Source organism: Corallococcus sp. AB018 (genome assembly GCF_003986945.1).
Taxonomy (GTDB): Bacteria; Myxococcota; Myxococcia; order Myxococcales; family Myxococcaceae; genus Corallococcus; species Corallococcus exiguus.
This window is the reverse complement of record NZ_RAWR01000192.1, coordinates 1-20,787: the sequence shown is the minus strand read 5'-3', so window position 1 is coordinate 20,787 and position 20,787 is coordinate 1. Positions and strand designations below refer to the sequence as shown.

Sequence of the window (20,787 nt, the reverse complement as noted above, 5' to 3'; positions counted from 1 at the left end):
GCATCGAGGTCACGGTCTCCTGGCAGGGGCAGCCGTGAGGCCAGCCTCCGCTCTTTCCCCAGCACGCTAGGTGAATCCGGAATCGGCTTCAAGCACCCCACCCGGCGGCTGGAGCGCCGGTTGTCGGTTCCGGGCCACGCCCCACGGGCCGGAGAGCGAACGGGCACGCACGCGGTCTTCCCCCTCCGGCCTGTCTCCCGCGCCCACCACCCCTAGCTTTTTCCCAGCGGGGGGCCCCGTGGGTGCCGCCCCGTCCCACTCACACATCATCCGGGAGAGATTCCATGAAGAAGCTCATTGGGGTTTTCGCGTCCGTGGCGCTGCTGGGTTCGGGTGTGGCCTTTGCCCAGGACAGCACGACGCAGCAGGGCGCGCAGCAGCCGTCGACGTCGTCCGGCAGCATGCAGGGCTCCTCCGGGAGCACGGGCAGCTCGGACGCCATGGGCGGCTCGGGGTCGTCCGCGGCGCACTCGACGGGCTCGTCGAGCATGACAGGCGCGAACGAGCTGACGGGCAAGGTCGTCAAGAGCGAGAGCAAGAAGGTCTACGTCAGCAGCACCAGCGGCGCGGTGGTGCCCCTGGATATCGACAGCAAGACGCAGTTCACCGACCCGAGCATGAAGAACGCCAAGAGCCTGAAGGAGGGCCAGGAGATCCGCGCCAGCTTCCAGGTGAAGGACGAGAAGAACATGGCGACCAGCATCTCGCCGAGCTCGGGCACGGGCGGCTCGGGCTCCGACCCGATGGCGCCGGACTCGTCCATCAACGAGGGCACGGGCGGCTCGGGCATGGATGACAAGAACCAGGGCACCGGCAACGACTCCACGATGAACCCGGACACGGGCTCCAACACGGGTTCCAGCAGCTCGCCGAAGACCTACTAGCAGCGCCACTCCCCTCCCCTGTTCCTCTCCCGACTGGGAGGGGAGCCCCGGCTCGCGGCCCCCGTTCGTCGGTGGGCCGCGGGCGTCTTTCCATGATGGGCGCTTCCTCGCCGCGGAAGCAGGAGCGGCATGGATCACAAGGCGGATGTCGTCATCCTGGGGGCCGGTGCCGCGGGGCTCGCCGCGGCTGAACGATTGATGAGCCAGGGCCTGCGGGTCATCGTGCTGGAGGCCCGAGACCGCGTGGGCGGCCGCATGGCGACGCTCCGGGACACGGTGGCGGACGTGCCCCTGGAGCTGGGCGCCGAGTTCGTCCATGGCAAGCCCGCTGGATTGCTGAGGCGCATCCACCGGGCGGGGCTGACGGTAAGCCCATGCAACGACACGCATGCGCTCCTGTGGCGTGGGAAGCTGGGTGACGGGGACGACGCCTTCGCGTTCCAGGAGCCCCTGATGTCCGCGCAGGGACCGGACCGGCCCATGGCAGCGTGGGTGGCGGAGCAGGCGCGCATCCACCGGTGGCCGCCCGTCGTGTGCGCGATGGCGCGCTCGTACGTCCGGGGCTTCTACGCGGCGGATCCGTGCGTCGCGAGCACGCTCGCCATCTCGCGGATGGAGCGGACCGCTGACGCAGCCGGGGGCACGACGCCGTCGCGCGTGCTGGAGGGGTATGACCGCGTGCCGCACGCGATGGCCGAGAAGCTGTTCGCGAAGCCGGACACGCTGTTCCTCAACGCCGTGGCCGAGGAGGTGCGCTGGAGACCGGGCTCGGTCCTCGTGCGGGCCCGGACGAGGCAGGGCACTCCGCTCGGGACGTTCCAGGGGAAGCACGCGGTGGTGACGCTTCCCGTGGGTGTGTTGCAGGCGAAGCCGCCCGCTCCGGGGGCCGTGCGCTTCGTGCCTCGCGTGCGTGAGCAGGAGCGCGCCTGGAACCGGTTGGCGATGGGCTCCCTGGTGAAGGTCCTGCTGCGCTTCCGCACGGCGTTCTGGCGGGAGCAGGAGGACACCTCGCGCTTTGGCTTCTTCCACGCGCCCGCCTCCGCGTTCTCCACGTGGTGGACGCTGTCGCCCCATCGACGCACGCGGCACCTGGTGGGCTGGAGTGGAGGCCCTACCGCCGCCTCGCTGTCCCGCTCGAGCGAGAAGGTGGTGCTGGGACGCGCACTCCAAGGGCTGTCCCTGCTCTTCCATCTCCCCGTGCGGGAGCTGCACGCGCGGCTGGAAGCGTGGCGCGTACAGGACTGGCAGGCGGAGCCGTACACGCGCGGGGGCTACGCGGTCATTCCCTCGGGCGCGATGGACGCCGTCGAGACACTCGCGAGGCCCGTGGGGCGGACGCTCTTCTTCGCTGGCGAGGCCACGCACGTGGGCGGAGATGAAGGCACCGTGCATGGCGCGCTCGAGACGGGACGGCGTGCGGCGGACGAGCTGTTGGCCCGGCGCTCGAAGGCTTGAGCCCTTTCCGCCCTCCTGGCGGAGGAGCGGGCGGAGGGGCGCTGGCGCTGATGTGGATGCGTTCGCGCGTGGACATCTTCAGGGCATGCGCCTCTGGATCGCCATCGTCGCGGGATTGAGCATGGGTCAGGCGTACGACCCGGAGCCGTTGCCTCCAGAGGATCCGTCCGTGAGGGACCCCGCCGCCGCGGCCTTGCAGGATGCCTATGAGCAGGCCAATGAGGACCGGAACGGTGCGCGGCCTCCGCAGGGCTATGTCATCCAGGCCCCGTCGGATCCGACCGAAGGCAGCTATTACTCGCTGACGCCCCTGATGTCCGATGGCGACCCGCCGGTCACTTCGGGCGATGTCGCGGTCCAGCAGTCCCAGAGGTATGTGCCGCCGCCCGTCCCCACGGTCTTCGAGCAGGAGCCCGCGTCGAATGAGGCGACGGAGACGGAGGCGGCGCAGCCCCAGACGGGCACGGGAGGCGCTGGAGCCGCGGGGAGCCCCACGGAACAGCCCGCCACGGGTCCGGGGGCGGCGGGGACGACTCCGACCACGGGTGGAACCACCTCGGGGCAGCCCGCGACGGGCTCGGGTGCCGCGGGGACTGCGCCAGCCTCCGGTCCCACTGAGACGAATGCCCCTGGCTTCGGCGGCGCCTACGACACGGGTGCGGCCTCCTCGGCCCCTCAGAGCAACGTCGCTCCGGAAGGCACGAGCGAGGCACCGCTGGATACGTCAAGCGTGACGGTGCAGGAGCCGGGGACCGCGACGGGCGGCGCGGGTGCTGCCGGCACGACGGGGACCGGATCCGCCACGCCGCCCGCGACGGGTGGGGCGGGCACGGCGGGAACTGGCGCCGCCGCTCCGTCTGACACGACCGCACCGGCCCAGACGCCCTCGGATCAGACGACGCAGGCTCCCCAGGGGGTACAGGGGCAAACCCAGACGCCGGTTCAAACAACGCAAGCGCCTCAGGGCGCGCAGGGGCAGGCCCAGACGCAGCAGGCCGCCGCTGCCAATGAGGAAGTGACGCGTCTGCGCCAGCGCATCGCGGACCTGGAGCAGGAGATGGAAGCTCGCGACACGCGCGCCACCGAGCGCACCCAGTCCGTGCAGACCCAGGTGGACACGCATGAGCAGCGCGCCTACGAGGCCGAGCGTGCCCGGCAGCAACGGCTGGCGCGGATCCAATCCGGCGGCCAGTGGATGCTCGCGGCGGATCAGGCGCTGGAGCAGGGCGAGATGAACGTGGACAACGCCCTGGACATCGCCGACGAGGATTTCTCCGTCGTTCGTCAGAGCGCCGCGGCCTTCGGGCAGGGTGGCGTCGTGGTCCAGGCCGAACGCATCCGCGCGCAGATCGCCTACGCCCGGGATGCCGCCAACCGCCGGGACAGCTACGCCGCGCGCATCGCCCTGCAGAGCGCGGGCGATGACCTGCGGCTGGCGCGCGCCGCGAGCCTGGAGCGCTCGGGCACGTCCAACTCGCTGCTCAATCCGTGATGCGCGGGGTGGTGCTCGCCGGTGCGCCCGCGGGCTTCGCGATGAGATAGCCCTGCACGAAGTCCACCCCGTGCCGGCGCACCCAGGACAGCTCCTCGGGCGTCTCGATGCCCTCGGCCACCGTCTGGATGCCGAGCTGCCGGGCGATCTCCAGCAGCTTCTGCACGATGGACGCCTTGTAGGGGTCCGCGTGGACGCCCCGCACCAGCTCCATGTCCAGCTTCATGAACTCCGGCCGGAGCTGGTGGATGAGGTTCAGCGACGAGTAGCCCGCGCCCAGGTCGTCCAGCGCCACCTTGAAGCCCGCCGCCCGATAGAAATCCACGATGGCGCGCAGGTGCGCCGCGTTCGCGGCCCGGTCGGATTCGATGATCTCGAAGACGACGTGCGACTCCGGGATGCCCGACTCGCGGATGGCCGCCACCGTGGAGCGCAGGCAGTAGGCCGGATCGTAGATGGCCGTGGGCGTGAAGTTGATGAACAGGTGCGTGCTCAGCTGGTGCCGCACCGCCTCGCGGATGGCCGTGGTCCGCGCGGCCAGGTCCAGTTGGAACAACAGGTCCGCCTCGCGCGCCGTGTCGAACAGCCGGTTCGGGGGAACCAGCGCCCCGTCGCGGTCGCGGCCTCGCAACAGCGCCTCGTGCGCGAAGACGCGCGAGGTGTCCTGCGCGTGCACGATGGGCTGGAAGAACGTGGTGAGCCGCGACTCCGCCAGCATGTCCACCAGCCACCCGGACTGATGCAGCGTGGTGAGCCGCTGCAGTGAGTCCACGCGCGGGAAGTCCGCCATGCCGGGCTCGCCGTCGCCCTCGACGAAGAGGGCGCGCGTGCCCCGCACCTCCTCCGCCGTCAGCACGTTGGGGAGGCTCGCGGAGAGCTTCCGCAGGCCGCCCTGCCCCATCCCCACCACGACACACTGGACGTCGGTGCGCAGCTGGAAGGTGTCCCCCGAATCACGCAGGTGCGCCACCAGCTTGCCCAGGCTGTGGCCCAGCGGCGGCCACAGGAAGAGACGCCCCGGTACGTCCGGCGTCTCGGGCAGGGTCTGGCAGCGTCCACATCCGTTCAACGGGGTCATGACACAGCCTTGGCGTCACGGGGTGTGGCGGAAGATGAGCAGCCCGCGCGTCGTGTCCCACCCATACACCAGCCCGTCCGCGACATGAACGCCCTGCAGGCCGTCGAAGTAGCTCTTGCCACGGCCCGCGTCGGTCTCGTTCCAGGTGTTGAAGTACCCGGCGGCCTTCGGCGTCCCCAGCGTGGACACGTCGTACACCCGCAGGCCGTCCTGGTAGTTGGCCACGTAGAGCGTGGTGCCCGACAGGGTCATGCCGCCCAGCGTCGCCTCGAGCCGCAGCGGCAATTCGCCGCGCTGCACGATGGCCTCCGGGTTCGTGGCGTCCAGCGCCAGGATGGAGGAGCCCCACGCGTCCGAGCCCTGGTAGACGACCGCGGTGTCCCCCAGCTTGCCCACCGCCAGGGCGCTGGTGGAGGGCCCGCCGAAGCGGCCCAGGATCTTGGGCAACTTCGCCGTCGTCGCCAGGGGCGCGAGGTCCGTCACCGTGATGCCGTAGCTCCAGTTGCTCACGTACAGGCGGTTGTCCTGCACCGCCAGGGCATAGGGGTACTCGCTCAGGTCGGGCGAGGAGCCCTCCACCGTGTAGCGCACCACGAGGGTCGGCGCGGACGGCTGGGTCACGTCCAGGATGATGATGTCCGACTTGGGCAGGGGCGACGCCACGTAGAGCAGGTTGCCGGCCTTCGCCAGGCCGTCCACGCGCACCGCCAGGTCCCCCAGCACCGTCTTGTCGCAGGTGGGGACCTCCGGGTTGGCGAGGCTGCAGATGCGGATGCCCTTCGCGTAGGTGCCCAGGTAGAGCGTCGTGCCGTTGACGAGCGCGTTGGTGAACGTCTCCGAGGGAATCTTCTGCTCGGACACCAGCGTCGGGTTCGCGGGATCCTTCACGTTGTAGACGAACAGGCCCTCGCTGCCCGCGATGACGTAGGCGTAACCGTCCGCGACCGCCACGCCGTTGGCGGCGCCGCGGGGCAGCACGCCCTGGCCCAACAGCGCCACGCGGTCGGACTCGGCCTCGCCCTCGCGACGCACGACGCGCCTGGCGGTGAAGGTGCCCTGGCTCACCGTCGCGCCGTTGCCGCACACGCGCACCACCCCCAGCACCTCGCCCGGCCCGGAGGCCTTGCAGCCGGCGAACGCGTAGCGCACCGTCGAGCCGGCCGTGCTGCCCGCCACGTCGCTGGCCAGGAAGAAGGTGTCCGGAGTGACTTGCTTCGTCGTCATCGCCAGGCCGACGAGGAGCGGCTCCCCGGGCGAGAACCGGATGGACGAAGGGCCCGAGTAGCCGTCATTCAGGTCGACGTTGACGTTCCACACGCCTTCCGCCTGAACGGCACCCAACGTCGACCTGTCACAACCGGTCAGGTCGATGGCTTCAAGCTGACACTCAGCCTTGTTATCGGAACTGTCCTTGCCACAACCGAAGGCGAGGAGCGCGGTAGCGGCGACGAGAGAGAGACGATTCATTCCCTCCTCCATACCGGGCCATCCCGACCGCCGCCAAGTCCCACGGCGTGCATAGAGGGAGAAGCGCCGGGACGTCCACCGCAACGCAAAGAAACAAAAGGACCGCTTGTGCGTTTCCGGTGGGAGAGGGAGCCTTCCGCTAGGCCCCTGATAGCCTGTCTCCTCGCCGTACCGAGGTGCTTTTTGAACCCCCGTCCGCACGTCATCGCCGTGCTGCTGGCCCTGCTCCTGCCGGAGCTCGCGCTGGCCCAGGTCTTCGTCGTTCCCCGCCGCGCGGGGAAGACGCCCGTGAACAGCTTCGAGTTCGAGTGGCGGCATATCGACATCCTCGTGGGCCCCGCCGCCACCGGCCTGGCGAAGCCCGCGGACCACACCGCGCATGAGAATCCTCCCGGCACGCAGGGCGGCGCCAATCCGCAGGCGCCCACCACGTCGCCCCAGACGGGCGACCCGCAGTCTCCGCCGGGCGGCCCGGAGGTCACCCCTTCCGGCAACGTGACCATGGCACCGCCGGGTGATCGGATGCCCCCGACCGATGGCATCGCGCTCGACATGGGCGCGTCCGACGCCGGCATCCCTCCGACCGTCACGGGCCTTCCCGATGGCGGCATCCCGCCCCCGGGCGTGGTGGCGCTGGTGGACGGCGGCACGGTGGGCGACGCGGGCACGCTCGCGGGCGTCACCAGCGAGGACGGCGGCGCGGTGTTCTCCGGCGCACCGCTGATGCTGGGAGGCGGCACGGACGGCGGCTTCAAGTACACCTACGCGAAGGACCTGGGCGCGAAGACGGGCGGCGTGCGCTTCTACTTCTACGAGCGCGAGCGCGAAGTGGCCGAGCGGGCCGCGCCCATCGTCGAGGAGGCGTACCGGTACCTGGTGGATCAGTTCAAGTACGTCCCCACGGAGACGTTCCCGTACATCCTCTACAGCAGCTACGCGGAGTTCCTGCAGACGAACGTGTTCGCGGTCTCCGAGGGCACGCTGGGCGTCACCTCCACGGAGGACCTGAAGCTGTCCCTGCCGTACCTGGGCGACCACCACCTCTTCGAGGAGGTCAGCACGCACGAACTGGCGCACCAGTTCACAATCCAGAAAGTGCGCACCGTGGCCGAGCAGGCCAAGACGTTCGGCGACCCGCTGGGCGGCTACCCGCTGTGGTTCATCGAAGGTCTGGCGGAGTTCTACGCCAAGCGCGGCCTGGACCCCGAAGCCGAGATGATGGTGCGGGACCTGCTGGTGAACCCGGACCTGATGAAGGGCTATGCCTTCCTCGACTTCTTCTCCCCCGGGCCGTACGGCTACCTGTGGATCTACAAGGTCGGTCAGGCGCGCGTGGCGTTCCTGGAGGACGAGTACGGCGCGGGCATCACCCAGCGGCTCCTGGAGGAGGCACCCCGGCTGGTGGGCGGCTCGCGCGATTCCCCGTCGCTCAAGTTCGAGGAGTTGCTGGAGCGGCTGACGGGGGATGATCCCAAGCGCATCTCCGCGCGGTTCGAGAACTGGCTCAAGCGCCGGGCGTTCAAGACGTACCTGGACTCGTCGCAGACGGCGCCCGCGCTGGACTCGATAGGCGAGACACCGGGAATCGTGACGGCGATGGCCAGCGGCCCGGACGGCAACGTGCTGGCGCTGCGCACCATCATTCCGGAGACGGGCGAGAGCCGGCTGTACCTCACGGATCCGCGCACGCCGGGCAAGACGGTGAAGGTGGTGGGCGACGGCGTGCCGGGCGTGGAGTCCCTGCACCCGGTGTCCGGCCGCAACTTCGCGCTGACCAAGGACAAGCTCGCGTTCGTGGCGGAGCGCACCGGACGCGACGTGCTGTACGTGCAGGACTACGTGCACACCTCCGAGAAGCGGGCCACGGACGTGCTGGTGCGCCGGTCGGCCGTGCGCACGGGCATTGGCACGGAGGTGGGCCTCAACGTGACGCTGGAGACGGGCGACCGGCGCGCGTACCGCGTCGACAAACAGGGCGTGCTGGCCATCTACTCGCCGGCCTTCTCTCCGGACGGCCGCTACGTCGCGTTCATCGGCATCAACGACACGGGCCTGCGCGACGTGTACCTGGTGGACCTCACGCAGGGCGAGGACGCGAAGATCCGCAAGCTCACCGACGACGTCTTCGCCGAGCGCCAGGTCACCTGGGGCCCGTCCGGCATCATCTACACGTCCGACGCGACGTCGCACCGCAAGTACAACCTCTTCCGCATCAAGCCGGACGCGCCGGTGGGACAGTCCGAGCGCCTCACCAGCGAGGACCGCGACGAGGCGGATCCGCTGGCGCTGCCTGACGGCCGCGTGTTCTTCGTGGCCTTCAACAAGAGCAGCTCCGACCTGCACGAGCGGCTGGCGGATGGCCGCATCGTGCGCCGCACCGACCTGACGACGGGTGTCTTCGAGCCGGGCCCCGGCCCCGACGGTGGCCTGTGGATGCTCTTCCACATGAGCGGTGAGCGGAAGCCGTCCCTGCTGCGTCCGCCGCGCATGCTGTCGCTGGAGAGCCCGAAGGAGCCGGTGGCGGATCCGCCCTCCCCCATGGCGCTCAAGCCGCTCACCGACGCGCAGGCCTACAGGCCCTTCACGCGCGAGAACATCGAGCTGGGGCCCATCTTCGGCTTCGCGGGCGCGGGCGGCGGCGGCTTCGTGGGCCAGGTGTTCGCGTCCGCGTCCGACCGGCTTCGCGACCACCAGATGGTCCTGACGCTGGCGGTGTACGGCTCCTTCGAGTTGACGGACGGCCTGCTGCTCTACGTCAACGACGAGAAGCGCACGACGTGGGGCGCCGGTCTGTTCCAGTCACTGCGCTTCCGCGTGGACAAGACGTTCGACAACCTGCCGCCGGAGCAGCGGCCGTTCTTCGTGTCGTCGGAGCGTTACTTCGGCGCGTTGGGCAGCCTGCGCTACCCGCTCAGCACCTTCTTCTACGTCCAGGGCGACCTGAGCATCGGCGGCACGAAGTACTTCCTGGATGACTACAACGAGTTCTACCTGGCGTTCCCAGAGCGCAACGTGTCGAACATGGAGCTCTTGTCCGCGTGGCGCGCGGACAACCAGCACATCCGTTTCCAGACGGAGCTGAGCGGGCGCGTCGGCTACGACAGCATCAAGTACCACTACGCGACGGGGCCGCTCGCGGGCAGCTCCGTGCTGCTGGAGGCCACCGCCGGCGTGCAGCCCTTCGACGGGCAGGCGTACGGCAACCTGCGCCTGGACGCGGAGCGGTACTTCCCCATCTACGGCCGCACCAACTTCTTCGCGCGCCTGGGCGCGGGCACCACGGCGGGCGGCCGCTACGCGCGCTCCTACTACCTGTCCAGCTTCGACACCCTGCGCGGCGTGAACTTCGGCGACGAGCGGTGGCTCCTGGGCCAGCACTTCGTCTACTCCACGCTGGAGGCGCAGCTGCCCCTCAACGACATCATCCGGGTGGCCTTCCTGAGCGACCTGGAGGCCATCGCCGCGGTGGACATGGGCGGCGTGGGCGACGGCGCGAGGGACCTCTGGGACCACCGCGTGCTCAACGCCGTCGTCGGCTTCAACCTGTCGCTGGGGCCCCTGCTGCTGCGCCTGCACTTCGCGAAGCCCTTCGACATCAACGCCGCCGCGGGCATGCCCGACGAGGGCTGGGTGACGAACTTCTCCATCGGCGTCGCCGGCCTCAACGGCTTCTTCGACACCAGGGGCGACCGCAAGCCCGGCTCTTCCACGCCGGGCCCTGCGCTGATGCCCGCACTGGGCGGCGGCTACACCACGCCCCTGGTGCACTGAGGTCAGGGGCGCGCTTCCCACTTCGCGGGGAAGCGCGCTCCCGTGTCAGGACTGTGCGGCGACGAGGGCGGCGTTGGCGCGAGCCAGTGGCCCCCCGTCGTTGGGGATTCGCTCGAAGTCCCCGCGCAGGGCCTTGATGGCGAACTTCTCCAAATCAATCTCCCGGCGGGTGCGGACGCCCAGCCCCCGCACCAGCACGGAGAGGGGCCCGAAGCCGGTGAGGCCGTGCTGGAGGAGCAGGGCCAGGGTGATTCCGCCGAGCACTCGCCAGCCCCGGCCGGACCTGCGGCCCAGCAGCAGGCCGCCGAGCGCCAGCGCGGGGACGCCCACGACCAGGGTGCGGTGCACGTCCCATTCGTGCTCCAGCTTTTCGAGGTACCGGCTCATCTCCGAGCGGTCCCCCTGCTCCGCCATGTAGCGGACACACGACTCCACATGGGCGTCGATGCGCCGGTTCATCGTGGAAGGCGCGTGGGCGCGCACGGCATCGGTCGAGGTCTGGTTCCAGGACTCCATCATCGCTCCCTTGACGGACTTGGGCCGTCCTCCAGCCTGCTCTCAGGAAAGCTAGTTCCGGCGGTCGTGTCCGTGCACAGCGCGGCGTTCCGTGGCCTTTGCCCGGCTGCTCGCCCCAGGGGGCGATGACGCCTGCCTCCCCTGTTCTGGAGGGCAGGCGGGCAGCCTCACGCGGTCCGGCAGAGGCTCCTGGAGAGGGCAGGCGAGCATTCCGGGGAGGGAAAGAGTTTTCCATTCGCTGGGTGATCCAGGGCCCATACGTCGCCCCTGTGGACTTCCTTGCAGGCGACGGGCGGCTCCTTCCGCCTTCCTGGCAGGGAGGCATGGGGCTTGCTCAGCGGTAGGACGATGATGCGCCTACGACTCCTGATCAGTCTCTCGATGCTGCTGGCCGCATGCGGTGCCGGAACGTCGAATCCCGATGACCCACAGCCCTCCGTGACCGACCCCGGCATCACGGACCCCAACACACCGGACTCCGGCTCGCCCGACTCGGGCACCCCGGATGCGGGGGCTTCCAACGGCGGCTCCGTGGATGCGGGCACCGACCCCGTGGATGGCGGGAGCACGGATGCCGGCACGGATCCGCAACCTGTTCCGGAGGTGGAGCGGCCCTACACGCTGCCGAAGCTCCAGACGGCGCTGCCGGAGTACGTGCTGATCATCCCTCCGGAGGCGATGGAGAAGTTCAACACGGACCCGTGGACGGAGGAGCAGGACGCGACGTTCCAGGCGAACGGCAAGACGCTCCCGGTGAAGGTGCGGCTGCGCGGCGCCTCCGCGCGCTTCTTCAACAAGAAGAGCTGGAACGTCAGCTTCGCGGACAAGGACAAGTTCGAGGGACGCACGTCGCTCAACCTCGTCGCCGAGTACGCCGACGCGTCGATGATCGCGGAGAAGATCTCCTACGATCTGCTGGCTGCGATGCGGGTGCCGGCGTCGAAGGCGACGTTCGTGCGGCTCTCCGTGAACGGCCACTACGAGGGCGTGTTCCTGGAGGTGGAGCAGGTCAACAAGGCCTTCCTCAAGGCGAGGCAGTTCCCGGATGACGACGCGTCCATCTACCGCGCGGGATGGAAGGACACGGAGTTCAAGACGTGGAAGGTCCCCTACCAGGGCGACTGGGTGAAGAAGACGAACGAGAGCGAGCCCGACGACGCGCTGTGGGAGGTGCTGGACGTCATCAACCACACGCCGGAGCCGCAGCTGGTGGCCGCGCTGGAGAAGAACCTGGAGATCGAGTCCTACGTGCGCTCCATGGTGTTGGACGCGCTGATGTCCAACAACTACGTGGAGGACTCCGAGAGCTACTTCATGCACGACGACATCACCGGGCGCTGGCGCTACGTGCCCTGGGACTTGAACAACGTCGACGCGCGCTGGTGGCACGAGAACACCGTCGCGGACCAGTCCGCCTCCACGAAGAACATGAAGCACCCGCTGTTCAGCTTCACGCTGCTGGATGGCTGGGTGGAGAAGATGTACCAGCAGCGCAAGTTCGAGCAGGGCAGCTACCCGGGCTATCTGCCGGCGTTCTCCAACATGGGCACGCGCGTGGTGCTGAACCCCGTGCTGCGCTCCCGCCTGGAGGCGCGGCTGGACAAGGCGCTGGACGAGGTCTTCACCTCGGCTGTGATGAACCCGTACATCGACCAGCTCCATGCGTTGATCAACGCGTCCATGCAGCAGGACCCGTACATGGACTACGCGAAGTTCAGCGCGGGCAAGGCGTACATGAAGCGCTTCGTGCAGGTGCGCCGCGAGTTCGTGATGGCGGAGGTGAAGCGGCTGAAGGCGGCGCAATCCACGCTGGTGCTGGAGGCGTTCGACCCGCGCGCGGGCTGGGTGGAGGTGGCCAACCACGGCACGCAGGCCGTGTCGCTCCAGGGCATGACGCTGACCACGAACCTGCGGGTGAACCTGGCGGGCGGTGACTACGCGCCCACCATCGTGAAGGCCCCCATGGGCGCGGTGCTGGGCAACACGACGGTGGCGCCGGGCCAGACGGTGCGGCTCACGGCCGCCTCGCTGGGCATCACCTTCCCCGCCAAGGGCGAGGTGGGCCTGTTCGACGGCACGTCGGTGGTGGGCGTGAAGGACGCGCTGTTCTACGGCGAGCTGCCCGCGGGCAAGCACTACGCCCGCGGCGCGGAGGGCTGGGAGGTGCGCTGAGCCCTACTGCCGCTCGCGCACCACCAAGGTGCGGCGAGCGGTGAGGCCGCGGTCGTCGGTGACGAGGATGTCGTGCGTACCCACGCTCGGCTTCCACCACAGGCGCTCCGCGGCCTTCGCCGTTCCCAGGACGGCGCCGTCCACGAACCACGTCAGCTCCCGGTCGTGCGCGGCCTCCGCCTCCAGGGGGATCTTCTGCTCCTCCGTGTTCATGCCCGGGATGAGCAGCGCCACCGTCCCTTCCGGCGGCGAGAGGATGGTCGGCGTGTCTCGCTCGCCTCCCGCGACGCAGCCGGGTGCCAGAGGCGGCGGTTCAGGCAACTGACGCTGCTGCTCCGCGAGCCACCGCCGCAGGCTGGACGGCCAGGTCAGGTACACGCGCGACTCCGTCTTGCGCCCGTCCCGGCACCCAGGCCCCACCGCCAGCCCCGTCGTCACGTCCACCTCCACGCGGTGGTGGTACGGACACGGTGTCGTCGGCACCGCCGTGCGCACCGCGTCCACCCGCTTGCGCTGCGTGCACGCGTCCGTGGGCAGGTGCCCCGAGTACGCGCAGACCTCCACGCTCACCAGGTCCTTCGGCGGCGCGGCGTCCTCCTCCTGCACCGCCGTGCCTCGCGGGCCAATGCCCTCCAGGATGTCGAACAGCAGCGGGGCCGCGTTCTCCGCTCCCACCAGGTGCACGCTCGACGCGTGGTCGAAGTTGCCCAGCCACACCACCGCCGTGTGCTTCGGACCGGAGCCCGCCGCCCACGCATCCCGGTTGCCGAAGCTCGTGCCCGTCTTCCAGTGCACCCGCGCCGGCAGTCCCGTGAGCCGCCGCCGCTCCGGAAAGTCCGGCCGATCCCTCAACGCCAACGCCTGTCGCGTCAGCCACGACGCGCCCGGCGACACCAACGCCTGGGCCTTCTTCGGCGCCGTGTCCTGCGCCAGCACCCGCAGCGGACGCGCCTGCCCGTCCCCCGCCAGCGCCAGGTACACGCCCGTCAACTCCAGCGGCGTCAGCTCCAAGCCGCCCACCGCAGCGGACAGGCCGTAGTGCCCCGGCCGTGGATCCAGGCTGGTGACTCCCGCCTGCCGCAGTGAACCCAGGAAGCCCTCGACTCCTATCCGTTCCAGAAGCCTCACGAACGGCAGGTTGAGCGACTGCGACAGCGCGGACTCCATCCGCACCAGCCCCAGGAACCGCCCGTCGAAGTTGCGCGGCTGGTAGCCGCCGTAAGCCATGGGGATGTCCGGCACCAGCGTCTCCGGTCCCACCAGGCCCTGATCAATCCCCAGCGCATACAGCAGCGGCTTGAGCGCGGACCCCGGCGAGCGCGGCGTAGCGAAGCCGATGATCTGCCCGCCGTGCTGGGCATCGAAGAAATTGAAGTTCCCCACCAGCGCGCGCACCTCGCCCTTCTCCCGGTCCGCCACCACCGCCGCGCCGTTGTGGATGCCCTGCCGATCCAACCGCCGGGCCGCTTCGCCCAGCGTGCGCTCCACGAAGCGCTGCGTGCCCGCGTCCAGCGTCGTCGCCAGCCACGTTTCTCCGGGCCGCTTCGCCTTGAGCCACACCGCCGCGTGCGGCGCTTCCCTCGGAAACGGCGTGAGCACCTCCGGCACCGTCGTCGCCCGCACCTCCGCCAGCACCGTGTCGGACGCGACGCCCTCCACGGCCAGCCCTCCGGACTCCAGGAGCCTCCGGGCGATGTCGTCCCGGGCCGAGCGCAGCCGGTCCTGGTTCTCCGGCGACGGGAAGCGCCGGTTCGGGTTCTGCGGCACCGCCAGCAGCGTGGCGATCTCCGCCGGGCTCAGGTGTTGGGCGGTGTGCCCGAAGTACGCAAGCGCCGCCGCCTCCACGCCCTCCACGTTGCGCCCGTAGGGCACGAACTGGAGATACGCCTCCAGCACCTCCTGCTTGGACAACCGCGCCTCCAGCTGGGCGGCGCGGAACGACTCAATCACCTTCGAGGTGAACGTGCGGGGACGGGGCTCCAGCACGCGCACCAACTGCATCGTCAACGTGGAGGCTCCCGACACCCGCCGCCCCCGGCTCAGGTTGAGACCGAGGGCGCGCAAGGCCGCGAGCGGATCCACGCCCGGGTGCTGGAAGAACCGCTTGTCCTCCAGCGCCAGGAGGGCGCGGACATAGGCCCGGTCGATGCGGTCCTTCGGCGCGGGGATGCGCCACCGCTCGTCCGGGGCGAGGAAGACGTACGCGGGCGACCCGTCCCGGTATGCCATCACCACCGAGGGGGGCGCCGCCAACCGGTCCGGCAGCGGCACCCACCAGGCCGCCACGAGGCCCGTGCCCAACAGCACGAGCCCCGCCAGCGCCACCCCTACCCACTTCCTCACGTTGAGACGCACGCGACGCATGGGGCCTAGAGCAGGTCGTCCTTCCAGGGACCCAACACCTGCACCGTGCCCGCGGCATCCCGGGCCCAGAGCGAGGAGTCGTACATCGCCTCCGCCTCCGCGGACGGCAGGGTGAAGCTGCCCGCGGTCACCGCGCGCACCGCGTAGACGAGCTTCTTCGTCTCATGGGCCTGCAGCGCGCCGAACGCCTCCATGCGGTCATCGCGCACGTTCACGTAGTCGGCGGCCCAGAGCGAATCCGCGTCCACCCAGTCCACGCTGCCGCCGCGCCCCAGGCGGGCGTTTTCGATCTCCCAGCCCGCCGGCAGCCGGTCCACCAGCGCGATGTTCTGCACGCGCTCGCCCCGGGTGTTGGTCACCTCCAGCTCCACGTAGATGAGGTCCGCCAGCTTCACCGGCTGCGCCTTCATGTCCAGCGCGGTGCCGTCCAGCGAGCGCCAGGTGCGCTTGAGCGCCAGCCCCTCGCCCCCCACCTTCACCTCAGGCGTGGTGCGCACGCCCTCGCTGTTGAGGATGAGGTACACGCTGCCGCTGCCCTTCTCCTTCAGGTCCAGCGACACGCTGGCGCGCTCGCTGGCGCGGGCCAGGGACCACGTGCGATCCGACACGCGCGAGTCCTTCTCCGCGACGGGCGTCACCGTCTTGCCCGCCACCGTGAGCGTGGGCGGCGAGAAGCTGGTCGCCGTGCCCTGCAGCCGCTTGCCCAGGCCGGTGATGCCCCAGACCAGCTCCTGCGTGGAGTAGTACGCCGACGTGCGGGACGACAGCGCCGTCGCCACCATGCGCGCCAGGGGCTCCCCTTCCGGGGCGTCGCCGAAGAGGTCCTGGAAGGTGCTGAGCATCATCCCGCGACGGCGCCGGTCCGAGTAGAACGACCAGTTGTTGCGACGGTCATCGGTGACGGTGGACACGTCCGGGTTGCGCAGCTCCTTCTCGTAGCGGCGGTCGCCGGACAGCCACAGCGCGGCCTTGAGCAGGTACAGGTCCTCCTGCTCTTCGCCGCCGAGCGCGGCCTTCTTCGCCGCCGTCTCCAGCGCGCTCACCATCGCCTGCGCCCGCGCCTTGCGCCCCTTGCCCGCCACCGCGAGCACGTAGTGCATGTACGCCTCCGAGTGCTGGCCGGAGTGGTCGTCCTGCCCCACGCGGCCCTCCTTCCGGGTCAGTTCGTCACCCATCCACGCGAGCGCGCTGTCCACGCGGTCGTCCGGCACCGGGTACTTCAGCTTGCGCGCGTCCAGCAGCATGTGCGTCGCGTAGGCCGTGCCCCAGGCCATCGGCTCCGTCTGGCCCGGCCAGTACGCGAAGCCACCCGAGGCCGTCTGCATGGACAGCACCCGGTTGATGCCCGACTGGACCATGTCCTCCACCTTCGCCGTGGAGACCAGCGTCGGATCCACGCGCTCCACCAACTGGCTCACGAACAGCAGCGGGCGGGTGGAGGACGTCGTCTGCTCGATGCAGCCGTACGGGTAGCGCACCAGGTACGAGAGGTGCTGGAGCGACTTCGCGTAGGGATTGTTCGTCACCCAGACGTTGGTGCGCTCCGTGGTGGGCACCCAGCCAGCGAGCAGCGCCTTCAGGTCCGTGGTGCCCTCCGCGAGCTCCACCTGCTGGATCTTGCGCTCACGGGGACCGGCGGGAGACAGCGGCACGTCCAGCTGCTCGCGCGACGTGTAGCCACCGCCCTCCACCGTCACCACCAGCCGCGCCGCGCCCACCGACTGCACAGCGCGGCCCTGGAACACGAAGGTGCGGGACTTGCCGTCCTCCAGCTTCGCGCGGCCCTCGCTCTTGCCCTTGAGCTCCAGCGGCGAGCCCACGCCCTCCGGCATCGCGAGCCCCGGCACCGCCAGCGCCTCCGCGGACAGCGACACCTTCACGTCCTGCGCCTTGCCGGACAGGTTGGTGACGAAGACCGGGATTTGGATCTCATCGTTCTGGGTGAGGAAGCGCGGCAGCGTCGTCTGGAGCACCAGCGGGTCGCGCACCAGCACCTGCGCGCTGGCCCGGCCGATCCGCTTGGCCCCCGCCGTCACCACCATCACGCGCACCGCGCCCCGGTACTGCGGCAGCTTGAAGGGCACCTTCAGCTTGCCGTTGGCGGGAACCTCCACGACGCCGCTCCACAGGGCCACGGGCTTCACCGGCTGTACGCGGCCTTCCGCGCCACCCTCGTCACCACCGGTGGAGCTGGAGTTGCCGCCCGGCGGAACCAGGAGCGCCCAGCCCACCGTCTCGTAGGTCTGGATGCCCAGCGCGCGCCGCGTGAAGATCTCCTTCAGCGGATCCGGGCTCTGGAAACGCGTGAGGGACAGGATGCCCTCGTCCACCACCGCCACGGTGGCGAAGGTGGGGCCCTCCACGCCTTCCACCGAGACGTCCACGGTGAGCGTGTCGTTGCTGCGGACCTCCTTGGGCACCGTCAGCGCGACGGCCTGGGTGAAGTCCACCGGCTCCAGCGCGATGCTGCCCACGCCGAAGGCGCGGTCGGGCATGAACGCCTGGGCGGATTCCAGGTGCGGGTCCTTCACCAGGAACGCGCTCACGTACACGTTGGGCGCGTACTCGGACGGCGTGAACGACCAGGACACCTCGCCGGGCTCCACCTGCTTCCACGCGGTGGTGAGCACGCGGTCGGTCTCCACCGTGAAGAGCACGCGGCCCCGGTAGGGCGCCTTCATCTTCACGGTGAGGGCCTCGCCCACCTTGCCCTTGGCGGGCAGCGAGATATCCAGCGCCGTGGGCTTCAGGGGACGCGGCGTCTGGTCCACGCGCGAGCCCTCGCCCCACCAGTAGTAGCGGCCCTCGCCCTCGATGGCGAGGTCCGTCTGGGTGTTGCCCGCGCGAGCGCGCACGAGGTAGCCCGCGCCGTCGCGGCCCGGCAGCACCGTGGCGGTGAAGCGGCCGTTCTCCACCTTCACCGTCGTCTCGCCCTCGCGCTGCGGGCGCAGGTAGCGCTGGTAGCGCTCGTAGCCGGATTCCTCGTCGTAGTAGTAGCCGTAGTTCTCCTCGAGCAGCTGGTACTCCAGCTGCACCGTCTTCGGCGCCTTGCCGTCGGTGAAGGGCTGGCCGTTCCAGTCCACCACCACGCCGGTCAGCGTGAAGGGCGTGGCCGCCTTCACCTTCTGCGTGTTGGCCTGCAGGCCCAGGTAGTACGCCTCCGGGTGCACCGGCACGGTGGCCTCACCGATGGTGGAGCGGCCGCTGCCGGACTCGAAGACGCTGGCCACCGCGGACAGACGCGCCGCACCCTTCATGGGGCCGGAGGCGGCCTGCGCCGGGCAGTTGAGAAGCGCATGCCCCTTGGCGTCGAGCGTGCCCTTCACCTGCCCCAGCGTGACGGGCCGGGGCGAGTTGCCGTCCTGGCGCCAGACGCCGTAGGTGTACTGGGCGTTCTGCTTGGGCTTGAAGGCCACGGACTCCAGCCGGCACGTCATCTCCACCGGGCTGCCCTCCGCGGAGCCGCCGAAGAGATACGCGGCCTCCACGCCCACTGGAATCTCCGTGCCCTGCACGTAGCCCGGCACCGTGGTGCTGGCCGTCACCTTCATGCGCTCCGGGACGAACTCCTCCACGTTCACCGCGTAGGAGGCCAGGTCGCGGTCCGCCACCTTGAGGCGCACCCAGTAGTGGCCGGTGTCCTGGAACGCCGCGAAGGCCTGGTCGAAGGCCACGAGCCCCGCCGCGTTCGTCTTCAGCGTCACCTTGCGGATTTCACGCTCGCGCGGGTCGATGACGCGCACCTCCACCGGCATGCCCACGGGCGGCGCCAGGTTGTCCTGGCCGCGCAGCACCGCGGCCACGTGCGCGGTGTCACCGGGGCGGTACACGCCGCGGTCGGACCAGATGGAAGCGCGGTACGGCTGCTCGGCGCGGTACGGCTCGCCCTGCACGTCCGAGTTGGCGATCTCCGTCTTCAGCTCGTCGTACTTGAGGTACGTCAGCTCGTCGCCCTTGCGCGCCACCAGCGCGAACGGGGCGCTGTCATCCACGCCGGGCGCGGGGACCTTCAGCTGGCAGCCCGCCTCGCCCTGCGTGGTGCAGCGGGCCACGGACTGCCCGCTCTTCTTCACCAGCGACACCTCCACGCCGGCCAGGGGCTCCGTGCTCTCCAGGCCCAGGGCCCAGACCCACACTTCGCCGGAGTCCTTGGTGCCCACTGCGGGACCGCCGCGCTTGGCCACGAGGCTCAGGTCGGTGAGCAGGATGCGGGCGGCGGCCTTGTAGTCACCGCGCTCGGCGACGATCTCCACCAGGCCGCGCGTGTTCGCGGGCACCAGCGACGCCACGTCGATGTACGTGGTCAGCAGCGCGTCCGGCGTGGACTTGAGCGGCACCGCCTTGCGCACCAGCACGTTGCTCGTCCGCTCGTCAGCGCTCTCCGAGTAGTCGCTGCCCATCCAGAAGACGAGGTTCTCCGGCGGGATGTTGCGCACCGTGAGCGTCACCTCTTCCAGGTTGAGGTGCTGCAGGGGCAGGTTGCGCCACGCGCTGCGCGGCAGGTAGCGGCCGTTGGCGTTGAAGCGCACCTGGGACTGACGCGCGGGCACGGAGAAGCCGCGCGACCAGGCGCCCATCAGCGTGCCGCCGCCCACGGAGAGCGTTCCCTCCGCGATGGAGAGCGTGTGCGGGCCGCGCTTGAAGTCACCAAAGATGCGGAAGCCGCGCCGCGACGGGGCCACGGTGAACTTCACCTTCGGCTTGAAGCGGATGGCGTCCTGGGCCACCGCGTCGCTCAGCGAGCAGCCCTTGTTGTCGTCGTTGTAGTAGTACGAGTCCCACTGCTCGTCGGTGGGGCTCGCCGGGGCGTCCGCCGCCACGTCGCGGCAGCTCACCTCGTAGAAGTGGCCGTTGGAGCCCTCCTGGAGGCTCACGTAGGTGATGTCCAGGCGCTTGCCGCCGTTCAGCAGGAGGGTGCCCGTGGCCGCGGGCGCCTGCACGGTGGAGACGCCCCCCGCCGCTGTCAGCCCCTCGCGCAGCGCGAACTGCACCGTCGCGCCGGGCTTGAGCTTCGGGTGGGTGAGCGCCACGGACAGCGAGTTGCGCGTGTCCGCGCGGGTGCTCCACTTCACGTCGCTGATGACGGCGTCACCCACGCGGAAGCTGGTGCGGGAGCGCACGGCGGCCAGGTCCACCGGGCCGGAGAAGTCCACGTTCGCCTCCACGCGGTTCTTCAGCAGGTCCATGCGCGTGGGGTAGATCTGGGCGAACTTGAAGGCGTAGGTCGTGAAGTTGTAGCGCCACTCGCGCGCGGACGAAGGCTTGATGATGCCCGCGTCGGTGTTCACCGCGTCCACGGACACCGTGTACGTCGTGCCGGCGGCGAAGCCCGTGGACGGAGTGAAGAGCAGCGACGAGGGGCCCGTCCACCGCAGGCTGCCCCCGACCTCCGGAGACACCGTGACGATGCTGCCGTCGACGCTCTCGTAGCGCGGGCGCACCGGCAGCGCGAACTCGATGACCACGCCCGTGGGCACGGCGTTCTCACTGGCCAGTTCGTGGATGACGGGCGTGAGCTTCGCGGCCTGCACCGGAGCGGGGGTGGACGGGGACGTCGCGCTGGCGGCGGGCGCCTCGGTGGACGCGGG

10 protein-coding genes are annotated in these 20,787 nt (G+C 70.0%); 5 read left to right on the top strand and 5 right to left on the bottom strand.

All coding sequences use genetic code 11. The features are described 5' to 3' along the window. The first annotated feature begins 284 nt into the window (after nucleotides 1–284). From D7Y11_RS32295 to D7Y11_RS32285, 3 genes are all read left to right on the top strand, one after another. Nucleotides 285–884, top strand: a complete 600-nt coding sequence (locus D7Y11_RS32295) for a hypothetical protein (protein WP_120580161.1) — start codon at nucleotides 285–287, stop codon at nucleotides 882–884. Between the two features lie 129 nt (nucleotides 885–1,013). Next, entirely contained in the window at nucleotides 1,014–2,339 is a 1,326-nt protein-coding gene (locus D7Y11_RS32290; protein ID WP_126935607.1) for an NAD(P)/FAD-dependent oxidoreductase, read from the top strand. Between the two features lie 85 nt (nucleotides 2,340–2,424). Then, nucleotides 2,425–3,831, top strand: a complete 1,407-nt coding sequence (locus tag D7Y11_RS32285; protein WP_126935606.1) for a hypothetical protein — start codon at nucleotides 2,425–2,427, stop codon at nucleotides 3,829–3,831. Here D7Y11_RS32285 and D7Y11_RS32280 read toward each other — a convergent pair. Together D7Y11_RS32280 and D7Y11_RS32275 are read right to left on the bottom strand one after the other, a co-directional pair. Further along, nucleotides 3,821–4,909, bottom strand: a complete 1,089-nt coding sequence (locus tag D7Y11_RS32280) for an EAL domain-containing protein (RefSeq protein ID WP_121753671.1) — start codon at nucleotides 4,907–4,909, stop codon at nucleotides 3,821–3,823. The genes D7Y11_RS32285 and D7Y11_RS32280 overlap by 11 nt on opposite strands. Before the next feature lie 15 nt (nucleotides 4,910–4,924). Further along, on the bottom strand, nucleotides 4,925–6,376 hold the full coding sequence (locus D7Y11_RS32275) for an LVIVD repeat-containing protein (RefSeq protein ID WP_158642028.1): 1,452 nt from the start codon (nucleotides 6,374–6,376) through the stop codon (nucleotides 4,925–4,927). A gap of 183 nt (nucleotides 6,377–6,559) precedes the next feature. On the opposite strand from D7Y11_RS32275, the gene D7Y11_RS32270 reads away from it, so the two are divergent. Continuing rightward, nucleotides 6,560–10,147 (top strand): PD40 domain-containing protein, encoded by a 3,588-nt coding sequence (locus D7Y11_RS32270; RefSeq protein ID WP_120580166.1) that lies wholly within the window; start codon nucleotides 6,560–6,562, stop codon nucleotides 10,145–10,147. A 45-nt stretch (nucleotides 10,148–10,192) separates the two neighbouring features. Here D7Y11_RS32270 and D7Y11_RS32265 read toward each other — a convergent pair whose 3' ends face one another. After that, complete coding sequence (locus D7Y11_RS32265) at nucleotides 10,193–10,666, bottom strand: hypothetical protein (protein ID WP_233597370.1); 474 nt, start codon at nucleotides 10,664–10,666, stop codon at nucleotides 10,193–10,195. Nucleotides 10,667–11,011: 345 nt separating this feature from the next. On the opposite strand from D7Y11_RS32265, the gene D7Y11_RS32260 reads away from it, so the two are divergent. Beyond that, nucleotides 11,012–12,835 (top strand): CotH kinase family protein, encoded by a 1,824-nt coding sequence (locus tag D7Y11_RS32260; protein WP_126935604.1) that lies wholly within the window; start codon nucleotides 11,012–11,014, stop codon nucleotides 12,833–12,835. 3 nt (nucleotides 12,836–12,838) lie between these two features. On the opposite strand, the gene pbpC is transcribed toward D7Y11_RS32260, so the two are convergent. Both pbpC and D7Y11_RS32250 read right to left on the bottom strand, forming a co-directional pair. Next, nucleotides 12,839–15,199, bottom strand: coding sequence for a penicillin-binding protein 1C (gene pbpC, locus D7Y11_RS32255; protein ID WP_126935603.1), 2,361 nt, complete (start codon nucleotides 15,197–15,199; stop codon nucleotides 12,839–12,841). A gap of 5 nt (nucleotides 15,200–15,204) precedes the next feature. Further along, a partial coding sequence (locus D7Y11_RS32250; RefSeq protein ID WP_126935602.1) for an Ig-like domain-containing alpha-2-macroglobulin family protein occupies nucleotides 15,205–20,787 on the bottom strand: 5,583 nt, incomplete at its 5' end.

Coding starts and splice junctions, on each gene's coding strand:
- D7Y11_RS32295 (WP_120580161.1), top strand. CDS start 285: ATGAAGAAGCTCATTGGGGTTTTCGCGTCCGTGGCGCTGCTGGGTTCG.
- pbpC (WP_126935603.1), bottom strand. CDS start 15,199: ATGCGTCGCGTGCGTCTCAACGTGAGGAAGTGGGTAGGGGTGGCGCTG.
- D7Y11_RS32260 (WP_126935604.1), top strand. CDS start 11,012: ATGATGCGCCTACGACTCCTGATCAGTCTCTCGATGCTGCTGGCCGCA.
- D7Y11_RS32275 (WP_158642028.1), bottom strand. CDS start 6,376: ATGAATCGTCTCTCTCTCGTCGCCGCTACCGCGCTCCTCGCCTTCGGT.
- D7Y11_RS32280 (WP_121753671.1), bottom strand. CDS start 4,909: ATGACCCCGTTGAACGGATGTGGACGCTGCCAGACCCTGCCCGAGACG.
- D7Y11_RS32285 (WP_126935606.1), top strand. CDS start 2,425: ATGCGCCTCTGGATCGCCATCGTCGCGGGATTGAGCATGGGTCAGGCG.
- D7Y11_RS32265 (WP_233597370.1), bottom strand. CDS start 10,666: ATGATGGAGTCCTGGAACCAGACCTCGACCGATGCCGTGCGCGCCCAC.
- D7Y11_RS32290 (WP_126935607.1), top strand. CDS start 1,014: ATGGATCACAAGGCGGATGTCGTCATCCTGGGGGCCGGTGCCGCGGGG.